Below are 15,366 nucleotides of genomic sequence, written 5' to 3' on the forward strand. Positions count from 1 at the left end.
AATCATTTCGAGATATCTTGATCCCGTTCCGGTAGCCATTTGGATTGGAATGGGGCCGAAAAATTTAACCTCGATTATTGAGTAAAATTACAATTTTTAAGCCTGTAATGGCGGTTTACTAACATGAGTGATAGCGCTAACAACCTGATTCACGTATACTTTATGCCAGGGATGGCAGCCAATCCATCCATTTTTGAATTTATCGAGTTACCCGAAGATCAATTTAAAATTCACTGGTTAACATGGCTTATTCCGGCTAAAAACGAGAGTATGCAAGATTATGCCAAACGATTGATTGAAAATATTCATCATGAAAATATAGTGTTGATTGGCGTGTCTTTTGGCGGAGTTATTGTACAGGAAATAGCAAAATACATTAAAGTTAGGCGATTAATAATTATTTCGAGTGTGAAGTGTAGAGATGAGCTGCCTAAAAAGATGAAGTTTGCCAGCAAAACCGGTGTGTATAAAATACTCCCTATTGGTTTGTTGGACTATATAGACCACTTAGAAAAGATTGCTGTAAACGATTATCTTAAAAAAAGAGCAAAATTATACCGTCAGTACTTGTCGATTCGCGATAAATATTATCTTTCGTGGGCAATTCAGAATATGGTAAACTGGGATTGTAGTACCATAAACCCAGAGATTATTCATATACATGGAGATAAAGATATCGTCTTTCCTATTAAATACATTAATGATGCCATCGTGGTAAAAGGAGGGACGCATGTGATGATAATTAACCGGTTCAGGTGGTTTAATACCCACCTGCCCGAATTGATTCTGAAAGGAAAAGAAGCAGTAGAGAATAATCCGAAAATTGTTAAAATATAACATGAAAATATTAAAAACAGGGCTAATAGTTGTTGGAGCCGCAACCGTCTTTTTTGCAATAACAGAGGCTGTACAGCGTCCCGATATTCAGGAAGAACACAAAGAAGTTTATCAGGAAACTTTCGACAAGAATGTTGCTAAGGTGTATACGATTAAAGCATTAAGTGTTCCAGAAAATATCAATTTCGCAGGAGAATCGGTGCCCTTAACAGATCCAGATGTTTATGAACGCTTAGATCGTGAGTTGCTGGTAAATACCTATTGGCAGTCTAACGCATTACTTTTAATGAAACGTGCCAATAAATACTTTCCTGTTATTGAACCTATTTTAAAAGAAGAAGGAGTCCCCAATGATTTTAAATATTTAGCGGTTATAGAAAGCGGATTAACGCAGGCCGTAAGTCCGGCAAATGCCGTTGGTTTTTGGCAGTTGTTAAAGGGAACAGGGCGTGATTTAGGGCTGGAAATTAATAGCAATGTAGATGAACGTTATCATATTGAAAAAGCAACCAGAGCGGCATGCCAGTATTTAAAGGAGTCTAAAAGAGATTTTGGAAGCTGGACGTTGGCAGCAGCGGCTTATAATGCCGGTAGGGCAGGAATAGCCAGACAACAGGAACGACAAAAAGTAACAGATTATTACGATTTGTTGTTAGGGGAGGAGACTGGTCGTTATATGTTCAGGATTTTAGCTTTAAAAGAAATTATGTCTAATCCTTACGAATATGGATTTAAATTTGAAGAATCAGATCTTTACAAACATATTCCTACCAAAAAGGTAAAAGTAGATACCGCTGTAAATGATTTTCCAGATTTTGCTGCCAAATACGGAATTAACTATAAGATTTTAAAAATCCATAATCCTTGGTTGCGCGAAGCACATTTAAATAATACTTCAGGGAAAGCGTATTACATAGATATACCCGAAGAAGGTTATTACAAATAGTCCACCGATTTATCATTCTAACTATTATGATTTCAAAAATAAATTCCTCAATTGTGCTTGTTTTTCTATTTATTATAACTCCGGTTGGTTCTATTTTTTCTCAAGAAGAAATTACGAAACAGGAATTGGAAGAGCATATTCAGTTTTTAGCAAATGATTCATTAAAAGGCAGATTTCCTGGAACTGTAGAAAATAAAATGGTAGTAGATTATATAAAAAAGGATTTTACTTCTAATGGAATTTTTTCCCAATTTCAGGAATTTACGGCACGCTTAAAAGCTGATAATTCTGAAGTGAAAACCTGCAATGTTATAGGATTTATTGAAGGTAATGATCCTATATTGAAAAATGAAATTATTATTTTAGGAGCTCATTATGATCATTTAGGAGTACGTGAAGGATCAATTTACAATGGAGCAGATGATAATGCTAGCGGTACTGCTGCTTTATTAGAAATAGCAGAAAAGGTTAAAGCCAACCAAAAATTATTAAAAAGGAGCATCTTATTTATCGCTTTTGGAGCTGAAGAACAGGGGTTACTTGGTAGTTCCTATTTTGTAAATCATCCAACCGTAGCTTTGGATAGTGTTAAGTTGATGATAAATATGGATATGGTTGGACATTTAAATGAGCAAAATCATGTTTACATGGGGGGTGCCGGTACTTTTCCCGGTGGTATGCAATTAATGGATAGTTTAGGTATGCCCAATCATGTTAAGCCAATAGTTCATGCAGGATCTGTGGCAGGATCAGATCATGTTTCCTTCTATGATAAAGGCATATCTGTATTGGGAATACATACCGGTGGGCATGATCATTATCATAAACCTACAGACGATATTGAAAATTTAAATCTGGCTGGAGAAGTAAAAGTAGCGAATTATATTTATAATGCTTTAATGGCAATTGCGAACTCTAAGCGAGAAATGAAATTTATACCTCAAGATGATTAAAACGGGTATTATTAAGGCTCGTTTTTAGTTTATAATACGATCCTATTTTAGGACAATTTTTTCAGGATATTATTCCTTTTTATCTTTTCTGGAAGCTAGTCGTGATTTCATTAATTCAGTATCCTCATAATTTATAAGGTAACTGGTGATCCCTTCATCAATCTGGTTGAAGTTTTTCTTCAAAGCATTTTCGATAGGGGTTCCATAAGCTACAGCTGTATATCTGGTAATATCTTCTATTCTTTTATCTTTATTGATAAGAAAACAAGTAGGAAGCCCAAGTGAATGCTTTAATTGTTTCACGACATAAGGCGATTTGTTCTGTGTTTCGTCTACGTAAACAATTTTGACATCACCATTAAATTCTTTCGAGACCTTTTTTACTTTATCCCGTGTATCCCAAAATAAAACAACAATCTGAATTTGATCTTTGTATTTTTTTGCAATCTCGTTTATGGCAGGAATAGCACCTTTGCCAGGAATACACCAGGAAGCATAAGTAATCAAATAAATTGATTTATCGAAATCGTAAAGATGAACTTCTTTACCTTTTAAGGTGTTAAACTTAAAATTGTTAATGTAAGATCCTGCTAGATGGTTTACCGTTACAGAATCAAATAAACGTTGCGCTTCCTTAAAATCTCTCTTTCTGTAAGCAAAGTTAGCTTTATCGTTATAATCGGCTAAATGTAATGCTAAAGCCTCGCTAAAAAACACTTTGTCTTTATCTTTAATACTGTCGGTTTTCGTTTCCTGAGCAGAAAGGAAATAGGTATTAAATAACAGAGAAATCAATATGGCACATAGTGATTGCTTCATTGGTGGTTAAGACGAATAGTTAGGTCTTTTCAAAAATAAGCAATACTTACTGCAATATGAAATATTATCGACCAAGAGCAAAATTATTGGCCGATAAGTAATACTGGAAATTTAATAAGAATTTATATTTTTTTCATTTGTTGCTTCATCATCCTTATCTGGTCGGTAAGCATACCATGTTTATCTAGCTTTTTAGCTTCAGCCAATAGGTTGGTGGCTTCACGCTTTCTTCTTTTGGTCATCGCTATACCAGCAAGGTTTAGTTTGGCCATAGCAAGATCGTGATCCATTGATAATCCCAATTTTATAGCTTTTTTGAAGTGTTTTTCGGCCTGGGTGATGTTGGTTTGAGAAACCATTAACCCGTGTAAATACCAATAATAGCCCTGTTGCTTTTTAGTAAGTGCAGCTTCTGGATTTTTAATTTTATCTAACCATTTCTTAGCACCGGGGAAGTCTTGCTTCCGAAGTCTTAAAAATGCTAAAAGGATGATCTCATTTTTAAAATATAAAAATATAAAGATACCTGCTAATAGAATAAGCATAATCCCATTCCCAATATATCCTTCGATAAATTGCCAAACGGCTGCAGCTAAAACTAATCCTGCTAATACTAACTTTATATTTTTATTGAACATAATGCATTGATTTTTGAGCCGCCAAAGGTAATAAAAAGATTTAAAAATAATTTAATTTTCTATTTGGAAGAGTTAAAAAGCTTTGTATATTTGCACGCAGTTTTAAAAAGAGCAATAAAAAGATTTCACAGAAGATTAAAGATACAGTAAAATGAAAAGAACGTTTCAACCATCTAAGAGAAAAAGAAAAAATAAGCACGGATTTAGAGAGCGTATGGCTAGTGTGAACGGTAGAAAAGTCCTTGCTAGAAGAAGAGCAAAAGGTAGAAAGAAATTATCTGTATCTTCTGAAAACAGACATAAACACTAATGATAGTTAGTGATTTAAAATATTAAAGGTGTTACTTTTTTAGTAACGCCTTTTTTTATATCTAATAGCTTCTTACATTTATACCACCACAACACAATTTAAAATGCCCAAAAACAACAATCTTAAAAGTATTTTGATTATTGGTTCTGGACCGATTGTGATCGGACAGGCCTGTGAATTTGATTATTCAGGAACACAGTCACTTAGATCTTTGCGTGAAGACGGTATAGAGACGATTCTAATCAACTCTAACCCGGCTACGATTATGACAGATCCTTCTATGGCAGATCATGTGTATCTTAAGCCGCTTACCACCAAATCTATTATAGAAATTCTAGAGGCGCATCCTAATATTGATGCTGTACTGCCAACAATGGGAGGGCAAACCGCATTAAACCTATGTATTGAAGCTGATGATAAAGGAATCTGGAAGGATTACAATGTAAAACTTATTGGTGTAGATATCGACGCCATTAATATTACGGAAGATAGGGAAAAGTTTAAACAATTAATGGAGCGTATAAATATTCCTGTAGCTCCTGCAAAAACAGTAACTTCTTATCTTCAGGGCAAAGAGGTTGCCCAGGAATTTGGTTTTCCGTTAGTGATTAGAGCTTCCTTTACGTTGGGAGGTAGTGGAGCAGGTTTTGTTCATAAAGCCGAAGATTTCGACGAAATGCTTACTCGTGGTCTGGAGGCTTCTCCAATTCACGAGGTTCTTATCGATAAAGCCCTTCTTGGTTGGAAAGAATACGAATTAGAATTACTTCGCGATAAAAACGATAATGTGGTAATTATCTGTACTATCGAGAATATGGATCCTATGGGAATTCATACGGGAGACTCTATCACTGTGGCTCCTGCTATGACACTTAGCGATAGTGCTTTCCAGAGAATGCGTGATCTTGCTATAAAAATGATGCGTAGTATTGGTGACTTTGCCGGTGGATGTAACGTACAGTTTGCGGTAAGCCCAGATGAGAAAGAAGAAATTTATGCCATCGAAATTAACCCTCGTGTATCCAGATCTTCGGCATTGGCATCTAAAGCAACAGGATATCCAATTGCAAAAATTGCAACCAAGTTAGCACTAGGTTATACTTTAGACGAATTGGATAACCAGATTACACAATCTACTTCAGCTTTATTTGAGCCGTCTTTAGATTATGTGATCGTAAAAATTCCTCGCTGGAATTTTGATAAGTTTGAAGGTTCAGACAGAACTTTAGGACTGCAAATGAAAGCAGTAGGAGAAGTTATGGGGATTGGCCGTTCTTTCCAGGAAGCGTTGCATAAAGCAACACAATCTCTGGAGATTAAGAGAAATGGTCTTGGAGCCGATGGTAAAGGATATACCAAATACGATGAGATTATCGAGAAGCTTACGCATGCCAGCTGGGATCGTGTATTTGTAATTTATGACGCCATCCAGGCAGGAATTCCTTTAAGCCGAATCCATGAAATTACCAAAATCGATATGTGGTTCCTTAAGCAATATGAGGAACTTTATATGCTGGAAAAAGAAATAAGTACCTACGATATCAATTCACTTCCAAAAGATTTAATGTTAGAAGCAAAACAAAAAGGTTTTGCAGACCGGCAAATTGCTTATATGGTTAAATGCCTGGAAAGTGAAGTTTATAATAAACGTAGTGAATTAAATATTAACCGTGTTTATAAGCTGGTAGATACCTGTGCGGCAGAATTTAAGGCAGAAACACCTTATTATTACTCTACTTTTGAAGCAGATATTGAAACTACCGATGGTAAGCGGTACACTGCTAACGAAAGTGTAGTTACCGATCGTAAAAAGATTGTGGTATTAGGATCTGGACCCAATAGAATTGGACAGGGAATCGAATTTGATTACAGTTGTGTACACGGAGTTTTAGCCGCAGCAGAATGTGGTTACGAAACCATTATGATTAACTGTAACCCAGAAACGGTTTCTACAGATTTTGATGTAGCAGATAAATTATATTTTGAGCCGGTATTCTGGGAACATATTTACGATATCATCAGGCATGAAAAGCCAGAAGGCGTAATTGTGCAGCTTGGTGGGCAAACCGCTTTAAAACTTGCTGAAAAATTAGAGCGCTACGGAATTAAGATTATAGGAACCAGCTATGAAGCACTGGATCTTGCCGAAGACCGTGGTAGTTTCTCTACCTTACTTCAGAGAAATGATATTCCTTATCCTGAATTTGGAACCGCAGAGAATGCTGAAGAAGCTCTTAAATTAGCAGATCAGTTAGATTTCCCTATTTTGGTTCGTCCTTCTTATGTGCTTGGAGGACAAGGAATGAAAATCGTAATCAATAAGCAGGAATTAGAAGAAACCGTAGTCGATCTTCTTCGTAAAATTCCAAATAACAAATTATTGCTGGATCATTATTTAGACGGAGCGATTGAGGCTGAGGCCGATGCGATTTGCGATGGTGAAGATGTGTACATTATTGGTATTATGGAGCATATCGAGCCTTGTGGAATCCATTCAGGAGATTCAAATGCGCTATTGCCTCCTTTTACACTTGGCGATTTGGTGATTCAGCAAATAAAAGATCATACTAAGAAAATTGCACTGGCATTAAATACCGTTGGCTTAATCAATATTCAGTTTGCGATAAAAGAAGATAAAGTTTACATTATCGAAGCAAATCCAAGGGCTTCCAGAACAGTACCATTTATTGCCAAAGCCTATAAAGAGCCTTACGTAAATTACGCGACTAAGGTAATGTTAGGGGATAAGAAGGTTAAAGATTTTAATTTTAACCCTAAACTAGATGGCTACGCGATTAAACAACCGGTGTTCTCTTTTGAAAAGTTCCATAAAGTGAATAAGCAATTGGGGCCAGAGATGAAGAGTACTGGAGAAAGCATTCTGTTTATCAAAGATCTAAAAGACGATGATTTCTACAATCTTTATACGCGCCGAAAAATGTATCTGAGCAAATAATATAGTTTAGTTCATAGTTTTAATTATCCTCTGTAATTTTAAGTTTTATTTAAACTGAATTTTACAGAGGATTTTTTATTTTGAAGAATATTTAATACTGAATTTATCCTGAAATTCGATAAAAACGGAATCAATTTTATAAAGAATGAAAGAGCTTTTTTTAATAATTGGAGGAGTGTATGGAACTTTAGCAGTGATCTTTGGCGCTTTTGGAGCCCACGCCTTAAAAAAGAAATTATCTGAAGAGCAACAAAAAAGTTTTGAGACTGGCGTAAGATACCAAATGTATCACGCTTTGATCCTTATTGTGACAGCTATTGCATTTCCGTTTAGGGAAGTGTCCCAGCAAATTACAGGCTGGTGCTTCGTCATTGGGGTGTTATTATTTTCTTTTAGTATTTATGGGCTGGTGTTAAGTGATGCTAACGGCAAAAAAATGCGAATTCTAGGTCCCATAACTCCTTTGGGCGGACTTTTCCTGATAATCGGATGGATATTATTTACAATCAATATTGCTGAAATTGCTACCTATTTAAATCCGGCGCAATAAGAGCCGTGTCTCAGCTTAATTTACGCCACAATTGGTTCTGGTAAGTGCAAAGTCTTCATTAAATGTATAGGCTGAGGTATCTTCTGAAGTGAAACCTTCAATGAATTGATTATCTCTTTTTAGAAACATTACGGGTCTAACCGAATTTTCACCTTCACTCATATACTCGTAATCAGCAAAAAGAGTATCACCTTTCATTGTTCCTGAAATTTCACCCCTATTTATATCTTTTTCATGTAGCATGTAAACAAGACTTCCAGAAATATCCTCCTCTAATTTTTCGATATTAAGACTAATGGTATCATTTTCTGAAGCATATAAATAACACATTTTCACCGGAATTTCTTCTTTATCTTCGGGTTGTTGCGACTCTACAACCGATTGATTTTTTGTTGTATCTTCCTCTTTATTGTTTTTACAGGAAACAATTAAAATTCCACTTAAGCCAAGGATAAGTAGTCTGGTTTTCATGTCTTAATTTTTTATAAAGGTAAAGGGTCTTTCCATAAACGCCAATGGCTTAACAAAATTTTATTGGCACCGCCAAAAGGTTTTATACCCCGTCCCGATAGCAATCAGGATGCCTCCGGAATTGAAATTTTTTTTCTATCTAATTCCTCGTGGGCTTACATCTAGGTAGTTATTCAGTTTTATAATTCGTCAATTTGCATCTCTATTTCTATATTTTTCAGCAAAATAGGCGATTAAAATAAGCTGTGAAGAGTGAAAAAGCATAATTGGCAGCAATAATAAGCCGGTATTGGCGGCATTTCCGAAGATAACTTTTACCATAACCGAACCGTGAACCAATGATTTTTTGGTGCCGCAAAATTGAGCGGTGATTTTATCTTCTGTAGATAAATTTAAAAGTTTACTCACAAATGCAGTTAGATAATAAACAGCAAAAAACAACACCAAAACCCCCAATATTAATAGTAGGAATCCCATTAAATCTATGGTTTCAAATAAGTTAGAAGTAAAGGAGTGGCTAAAACTGCTATACACGATAATTAAGATAATCCCTTTGTCAAAAAGGGCAAGTTTTTTACTGTTTTTCCTGGCCCAATCACCAAAGAAACGTTGCAAAAGCAAGCCCAAAATTAATGGTGCCAATATTTGCCAGCCTAATTTAACCAGGACATCAATAAACTGGAAATCGGCGCTTTTGCCTAAAATAAGGCTCAGCCAGATAGGGGTAGCAAAAATGCCAATAATTCCAGATAAACTGGCATTAAATATGGCGGTAGGTAAATTCCCTTTGGCTAAAGCAACCATTACAATCGAGGAACTTACGGTAGACGGTAACGTGGCTAAAAAGAAAATAGCCGTCCATAATTCAGAATCTTTGCCCTGTTCAAATAAAGGTAAATAAGCGATGGCTAGTAGCGGAAAAACTACAAAAGTGGTAAGTTGTACAATAATGTGTACTTTGTAGTTTAAAAGGCCTAATTTGAGCTCTTGTGGAGCTAATTTTAATCCGTAGAAAAAAAATATTAAACCAATACCAATATCTGTGATGGTTTTTAATGGTAATAAATCATTTCCCTGCGGAAGTAAATAAGCCAGTAAGATAACGCCAAAAAGCGAAACTATAAATCCGTTTATTTTCATAATTATCGCTCAATAATCACCTTATAATCTTCTAATAAATGCAGATAATTTTCTGAAACAAAATCGGTTTCATCAAACTGACTGGTGCGTTTTTTCTTGTAGTTTATCCTTTTGATGCTCTTTGTAAATCTACGAATGTCGTGATCGTTATCTAAAATTAAGCCAGGAACTTCTACCGATTTACCGCTGTCGTCTTTTGCGACCATGGTGAAATAAGACGAATTACAGTGCTTTTTTTCTCCGGTTTGGATATTCTCGGTTTCCACCCGAATTCCTATCACCATAGAACTTCTGCCAACATAATTTACAGATGCCTTCATGGTAAGTAATTCACCAATTTCTATAGGGGCCAAAAAATCTACCGTATCTACACTTGCAGTCACACAATAGGCGGCTGAATGTTTAGAAGCACATGCAAAAGCGATTTGGTCTAAAAGTGACAAGATATAGCCACCGTGTATTTTGCCATTAAAGTTGGATCGGTTAGGTAACATTAATTCAGATATGGTTACCTGGGATTCTTCTACTCGTTTAAATTTTTTTTGTTCTGTCATCTATCTCTAAAATGTGGGGATTTTGCTTCTTCTACTTTGGTGACAAAATATTTACTGTCACCCCAAAAAAGGAAGGTGGCATAACGTTCTACGTAATAAAGTTTTACATAGTTACCTTCGTTTTCCTGTAAGGCTGTTACAACGTCTTTATCTTCTTTTAATACTGAAAAACTAAAAATTTGGGCACCGCTAATTCCCTGGCTAATTTCACCTTCCCAGGTTTTAAAAACGACGCCTTTTTTACTGAATTTAATAAGTTCACCCGTTCGGGTTCCTTCACTGTAGGTTGCAAAATAAGCAAAGGCATAATACAGTAAAAATAAAACAAAAATTCCGCCAAGGATATAAAAAAGTATCTTCTTCATTCAAAAAAAATAAACGCTGTTTAGCAATAAAAAGTGTTGTCTGTAATCAAAATTACTCGATAATCGAGATTAAATGCTCCGAGGCTTGCCCAGAGGTAGTTTACTTAAAGTGTGAATTTAGCTAAATTATGCCGTATCGCCAGATTTATCAAAATTATTAGTGTTTTCTTCAATCATAATTTGCGATTTTTTAACAAGATCGGCATCAACCTGTTTGCTAGCTTTAGCACCTAATCTTTTTAGTTTCTCTACTTTAGCGATCAAATTCCCTTTGCCGGTAAGTTTCTTCATCGCGCCATCATAACTATTTTGTACCGTACCTAATTGTTTTCCCACTTTTAATAGTTCATCGGTTAGATTGGTAAACTGGTCATATAATTTTCCGGCTTGTGTAGCAATTTCAATAGCATTTTGTTTTTGCTTTTCGTTTTGCCACATACTATCAATCGTTCTAAGTACCGCTAAAAGCGTTGTGGGGGTCACTAAAATGATATTCTTATCAAAAGCGTCGCTGTACAAATTAGGGTAATTGTTTGAAGCTACCGCAAAAGCAGCCTCAATCGGGATAAAGAGCAGTACAAAATCAGGGCTTCCTACATCATATAATTGATGGTAGTTTTTATGGCTGAGTTCATTGATTCGATTTCGAAGGGCGATAAGGTGATTTTTAAGATGCACCGGTTTTTCATTTTCTTCGGTTTCGTTCACATAGCGTTCGTAAGCGTTTAGAGAAACTTTAGAATCAATGATCATTTTTTTATCGCCAGGAAGGTGAATAATCACATCGGGTAAAACACGTTTTCCATCTTCAGTAGTAAAAGATTGTTGTATGCTATATTCACGGTCTTTTTGCAAACCGCTTTTTTCCAAAACCCGTTCTAAAACCATCTCTCCCCAGTTTCCTTGCATTTTTGTATCTCCCTTTAAAGCTTTGGTAAGATTACTAGCTTCTTTGCTCATTTGTAAGTTCAGGTCTTTTAAGCCTATAATTTGTTCCCGAAGCATCGCATGCCGGTCGATACTTTCTTTTTGACCTTCCTCTATTTTCTTTTCGAAAAGCTGGATTTTTTCCTGAAGGGGTGAGAGGATATTCTGAATATTTTCTTTGTTTAAATTGGTGAATTTTTCGGACTTATTTTCGAGAATTTTATTGGCTAGATTTTCAAACTGAATGCTGAATTTTTCCTGTAAGTTTTCAAGCTCTTTTTTCTGCTCATTTTGGCGTTCTAAAAGGTGTTCATAATCGGCATTTTTTCGGGTAAGTTCGTTTTTAAAGAACTCTTTTTCCTTTCGAAGCTCTTCACGTTCGTTTTTTACCTCTGCTAATTTTATTAGCAGGTCGTTTTTAATGTTTTCTGTGGTTGCTTTGTATTCATTTAAATTTCTGTTTTCCAGATTTTTAAGTTTTTCTATTTCAAGTAATAGTTGATTTTTTTTCTCTTCCTGAATCGTCAGTTCATTCTTCGATTTTAATCCTGAAATAAGGCTGCCAAGAAAGAATCCTAAGGCTAAAGCGATGATAAAAACAACTAAAAACGGCAAAATTTGATCCATGTACTAAGTGGGTTTGTTTCAAATATAATCATAAGTTTTTTAAACCCTGAAAACGTTAAGAAACAGAGCTGATTTTTGCTGACATCATATTGCTATTTTATGGGTATTTTTAATCCAGAATTAATGCAAATTTATATTGAAATTTTACCACAAAAAGACGTTAATCTAAACCTGCCCGTCCGGGAGGCGAGCTTGATTCAGGGTCTCATCAAGGTAGTTTAAAATATGAGATTCCGGATCAAGTCCGGAATGACGTAATCATTTATAACCATAAAAATAAGCTCCTTTTTTTACCGGATTTTATTCCTTGTTTTTGATACGAAAAGCTCCTGAAATTTCATCAAAATGGATTAGATCTTTTGGGAATAAATCCTGAAAAGCACCAGTAGAAATTAGATGATTTGGTGTATTAATTTGCGTTTCTTCAGGATGCATCAAAATGATTTTGTCGCAAATCTGGATTGCTAAATTAACCTCGTGAGAAGCAAAAATAATTGTTTTTCCAGTCTGCTTTGCGAGTTTCTGGAGTAGTTTTACCACATAAGCTTTGTGGTACATATCCAGATGTGTGGTAGGCTCATCCAAGATGATTATAGGCGTATCCTGGGCGATTGCTCTGGCAATTAAAACACGTTGCAACTGTCCGTCGCTAAGTTCATAACATTTGCGGTCTTTTAGCGGTTGAATGGAAGTCAGTGCAATAGCATTTTCAATTTTTTCAATATCAATTTTAGAGAGTTTTCCCAGCCAATTGGTATAAGGCTGGCGACCAAGTGCGATTAATTCAAAAACGCTAAGGTTCTTGGAGATTGGCTGATTGGTAAGCACTAGGCTAATTTGCGAGGCTCGTTGCAAATCATTCATTTCGCGCAGGTTTTGACCTTCAATTTCAATAGTTCCTGAAATGGGCTGCTGAATACCCGAAATGCTGCGTAATAAAGTTGATTTTCCGATGCCATTTACACCAATCACCGCTATTAATTCTGAAGTATGGGCTTCAATATTAATATTTTTAGCAATCGATTTTATACCTCTTTTATCCTGATAACCAATCTCAAGATTCGATGTTTTTAGGTTGATATTTTGAAAATTTGGCTTCATTTTAAAACAGAAATTTTTGTTTTCTAATCAATAACCAAATCACCACGGGAGCACCGATTATCGATGTTATTGCATTTATGGGTAAGGTAAATTCCATTCCCGGTAATTGCGATACAATATCACAGATAAGCATTAAAATCGCTCCGCCTAAAATGACTGCCGGTAATAAAATAAGATGATTGTTTACCGGTAAAACCTGCCGAATTAAATGTGGTACTGCCAAACCTATAAAAGCGATAGGCCCGCAAAAAGCGGTAATACTTCCTGCCAGTAAGCTGGTAGCAAGGATAATGAGCATTCGGTTTCTGCCAATATTAACCCCCAAACTACGTGCATATTCTTCGCCAAGCAATAAGCTGTTTAAATTTTTTATGCTAAAAACCGCCAAACTGATTCCTAAAAACCAAAAAATACCAAGAATACCAACTTCTGTCCACGAAAGGTCACCAAGACTTCCAAACGACCAGAAGATATATTGTTGTAGCTGTGCTGCCGGGCTAAAATAGCTTAGTATGCTTACCACTGCTCCGGTTAAACTGGCAAACATTAACCCCACAATTAAAATAGCCATGGTATCGCGTAAACGTACCGAGGCCAAAACCACCGCAAAAAGCACTATTAAACTGCCTAAACTCGATGCAATCACCAACGTCCATTTAGATAGTGCCAAAGCAACAAAAGGGCCACCAATTAAAGTAGCACCCATAATTACGATAGCAACCCCCAAACTCGCCCCGCTGCTTAAGCCCAGAACATAAGGCCCGGCAAGTGGATTTCTAAACATGGTTTGCATTAATAAACCGCTAATGGCCAGTCCAGATCCGGCTATTATTGCGGTAAATGCCTTGGGAAGTCGGTAATCTAAAATGATGTAGCTATAGGTTTCTTTGGAAACTTCAGCGTTAAAAAGGGAGGAAAAAATATCCTTGAAAGGAATATGTACAGATCCCAGACTAATATTAAGTAATGTTAGGGCGAGTAATACCAGACCCAAAATCACCAATATCGAGGCATATTTTCCTGTTTGCTGCATTAATCGTTTAAGGCTTTAAAAAATGTAGGGTTATAGTTTTCTAAAAGCTGTGGATGAAATATCGAAATAAGATCTTTAAGAATAAGATCGGGACGATTTGGGCCCAATTCGTAAAAAATCACGCCCCCTGTTGCTCCTTTGCTCATACTTACCGAATATACTTTTTTATCCTGTACGGCTTTAAATTGTGAATAATGCTGTGATTGTTCTAAGATTCCTGAATACGAGGTGAACTGCCCGGTACTGATCCAAAAATCGGCATTTTGGGCTTTATCCAAAACCGATTCGAATGAGAGGGAAAGACTCCCGGAACCTTTGGTATCTGCCCAAAGATATGCTGCATTAGCATCCTGGATCATTTGCGCCTGCCAGCTATTTCCGTAAGGCACATACCACTGGTCGTTAAACATAGAACCACTAAGCACGGTCGGCTTATTTTCGACAGTTTGCGCCAGTTTTTTAGCCGAATTATAATTGCTTTCAATATCATTAAAAATCGAATCTGCAGTTTTGGATTTGTCGTAAAGTGCGCCGAAAAATTTGATCCATTCGGCTTTTCCAAGTGCTGAAGATTCGGTCCATTCGCCATTATAAATTACCGGGATTCCGGTTTTTTGAATGGTGCTAAAACTTTTATTATCAGCATTAATAGCAAATCCTATTACAACATCTGGTTGAAGGTCGATTAAAACTTCAGTATTTAAGTTTTCGTTTTTTCCAACTTCTTTTATGGCTCCGGAATCGATTAAATTTCGGGTTTTTACTGAAGAGATATAATCTAAACCCGGGAAACCTTTTAAAGTCCTGGTTTCATTTAAAGCTTCTAAAGCCGGAATATGGGTTGTGGACGTCACCACAATTTTTTGAACCGGAATGGTCACTTTTTGATCGAAAGCTAAATTTTTAGGAATTTGAGCCTCTTTTTTAGCCAGCAGATAGGTAAAGATTTTTTCGGCTTCTGGCCAGGGAGAATTGACTTCGATGATGCTGTAATCCTTAAATTTGGTTATGGAAAAACCATGCGCATATTCGATAGTAATTTCTTTTCCTGCTGGATTTTTGGCTGAAGTTTTGGACTCTTCAGCACGTTTACAAGACAGACTTAAAAGAAAAATATAAAGAATTCCGATTTTTTTCAC

General features: G+C 36.1%; 16 protein-coding genes. 6 read left to right on the forward strand and 10 right to left on the reverse strand.

Annotated elements, in window-relative coordinates:
* The first annotated feature begins 123 nt into the window (after window positions 1–123).
* Genes L1967_RS03395 through L1967_RS03405 form a run of 3 tightly spaced genes read left to right on the forward strand, consistent with a single transcriptional unit; the run spans window position 124 to window position 2,736 of the window.
* The gene (locus L1967_RS03395) at window positions 124–837 is read left to right on the forward strand and encodes an alpha/beta fold hydrolase (protein WP_249600316.1); all 714 of its coding nucleotides are present in this window, start codon (window positions 124–126) and stop codon (window positions 835–837) included.
* A 1-nt stretch (window position 838) separates the two neighbouring features.
* Window positions 839–1,783 (forward strand): lytic transglycosylase domain-containing protein, encoded by a 945-nt coding sequence (locus L1967_RS03400; RefSeq protein WP_249600317.1) that lies wholly within the window; start codon window positions 839–841, stop codon window positions 1,781–1,783.
* 26 nt (window positions 1,784–1,809) lie between these two features.
* Window positions 1,810–2,736 carry a M28 family metallopeptidase gene (locus L1967_RS03405; protein WP_249600318.1) on the forward strand — a complete coding sequence of 309 codons (927 nt, stop codon included), beginning with the start codon at window positions 1,810–1,812 and terminating at the stop codon, window positions 2,734–2,736.
* A gap of 69 nt (window positions 2,737–2,805) precedes the next feature.
* Here L1967_RS03405 and L1967_RS03410 read toward each other — a convergent pair whose 3' ends face one another.
* Window positions 2,806–3,555 (reverse strand): TlpA family protein disulfide reductase, encoded by a 750-nt coding sequence (locus L1967_RS03410; RefSeq protein WP_249600319.1) that lies wholly within the window; start codon window positions 3,553–3,555, stop codon window positions 2,806–2,808.
* A 122-nt stretch (window positions 3,556–3,677) separates the two neighbouring features.
* Window positions 3,678–4,193, reverse strand: coding sequence for a DUF2892 domain-containing protein (locus L1967_RS03415; protein WP_249600320.1), 516 nt, complete (start codon window positions 4,191–4,193; stop codon window positions 3,678–3,680).
* 151 nt (window positions 4,194–4,344) lie between these two features.
* On the opposite strand from L1967_RS03415, the gene rpmH reads away from it, so the two are divergent.
* The 3 genes from rpmH (at window position 4,345) to L1967_RS03430 (ending at window position 8,009) form a co-directional block, all read left to right on the forward strand.
* Window positions 4,345–4,503: a 50S ribosomal protein L34 gene (gene rpmH / locus L1967_RS03420; RefSeq protein WP_013071475.1), complete on the forward strand. Its 159-nt coding sequence runs from the start codon at window positions 4,345–4,347 to the stop codon at window positions 4,501–4,503.
* 103 nt (window positions 4,504–4,606) lie between these two features.
* Entirely contained in the window at window positions 4,607–7,459 is a 2,853-nt protein-coding gene (carB, locus tag L1967_RS03425) for a carbamoyl-phosphate synthase large subunit (RefSeq protein WP_249600321.1), read from the forward strand.
* A gap of 145 nt (window positions 7,460–7,604) precedes the next feature.
* Window positions 7,605–8,009: a DUF423 domain-containing protein gene (locus L1967_RS03430; protein ID WP_249600322.1), complete on the forward strand. Its 405-nt coding sequence runs from the start codon at window positions 7,605–7,607 to the stop codon at window positions 8,007–8,009.
* A 15-nt stretch (window positions 8,010–8,024) separates the two neighbouring features.
* On the opposite strand, the gene L1967_RS03435 is transcribed toward L1967_RS03430, so the two are convergent.
* The 8 genes from L1967_RS03435 to L1967_RS03470 all read right to left on the reverse strand — a co-directional run bounded on the left by L1967_RS03435 (window position 8,025) and on the right by L1967_RS03470 (window position 15,366).
* A complete protein-coding gene (locus tag L1967_RS03435) occupies window positions 8,025–8,480 on the reverse strand; it encodes a hypothetical protein (protein ID WP_249600323.1) in 456 nt (151 codons plus the stop codon).
* 189 nt (window positions 8,481–8,669) lie between these two features.
* A complete protein-coding gene (locus L1967_RS03440) occupies window positions 8,670–9,620 on the reverse strand; it encodes a bile acid:sodium symporter family protein (RefSeq protein WP_249600324.1) in 951 nt (316 codons plus the stop codon).
* A gap of 2 nt (window positions 9,621–9,622) precedes the next feature.
* A complete protein-coding gene (locus L1967_RS03445) occupies window positions 9,623–10,174 on the reverse strand; it encodes an acyl-CoA thioesterase (RefSeq protein ID WP_249600325.1) in 552 nt (183 codons plus the stop codon).
* The gene (locus L1967_RS03450; RefSeq protein WP_249600326.1) at window positions 10,171–10,539 is read right to left on the reverse strand and encodes a 6-phosphogluconate dehydrogenase; all 369 of its coding nucleotides are present in this window, start codon (window positions 10,537–10,539) and stop codon (window positions 10,171–10,173) included. The genes L1967_RS03445 and L1967_RS03450 overlap by 4 nt, the downstream gene beginning before the upstream one ends.
* Before the next feature lie 126 nt (window positions 10,540–10,665).
* Entirely contained in the window at window positions 10,666–12,093 is a 1,428-nt protein-coding gene (locus L1967_RS03455; RefSeq protein ID WP_249600327.1) for a DNA recombination protein RmuC, read from the reverse strand.
* A gap of 300 nt (window positions 12,094–12,393) precedes the next feature.
* On the reverse strand, window positions 12,394–13,194 hold the full coding sequence (locus tag L1967_RS03460; RefSeq protein ID WP_249600328.1) for an ABC transporter ATP-binding protein: 801 nt from the start codon (window positions 13,192–13,194) through the stop codon (window positions 12,394–12,396).
* A 1-nt stretch (window position 13,195) separates the two neighbouring features.
* Window positions 13,196–14,227, reverse strand: coding sequence for an iron ABC transporter permease (locus tag L1967_RS03465; protein ID WP_249600329.1), 1,032 nt, complete (start codon window positions 14,225–14,227; stop codon window positions 13,196–13,198).
* A complete protein-coding gene (locus L1967_RS03470) occupies window positions 14,227–15,366 on the reverse strand; it encodes an ABC transporter substrate-binding protein (RefSeq protein WP_249600330.1) in 1,140 nt (379 codons plus the stop codon). Before L1967_RS03470 ends, L1967_RS03465 begins: the two co-directional genes overlap by 1 nt.

It is taken from the genome of Zunongwangia pacifica, assembly GCF_023499215.1.
In the GTDB taxonomy this organism is placed as follows: domain Bacteria; phylum Bacteroidota; class Bacteroidia; order Flavobacteriales; family Flavobacteriaceae; genus Zunongwangia; species Zunongwangia pacifica.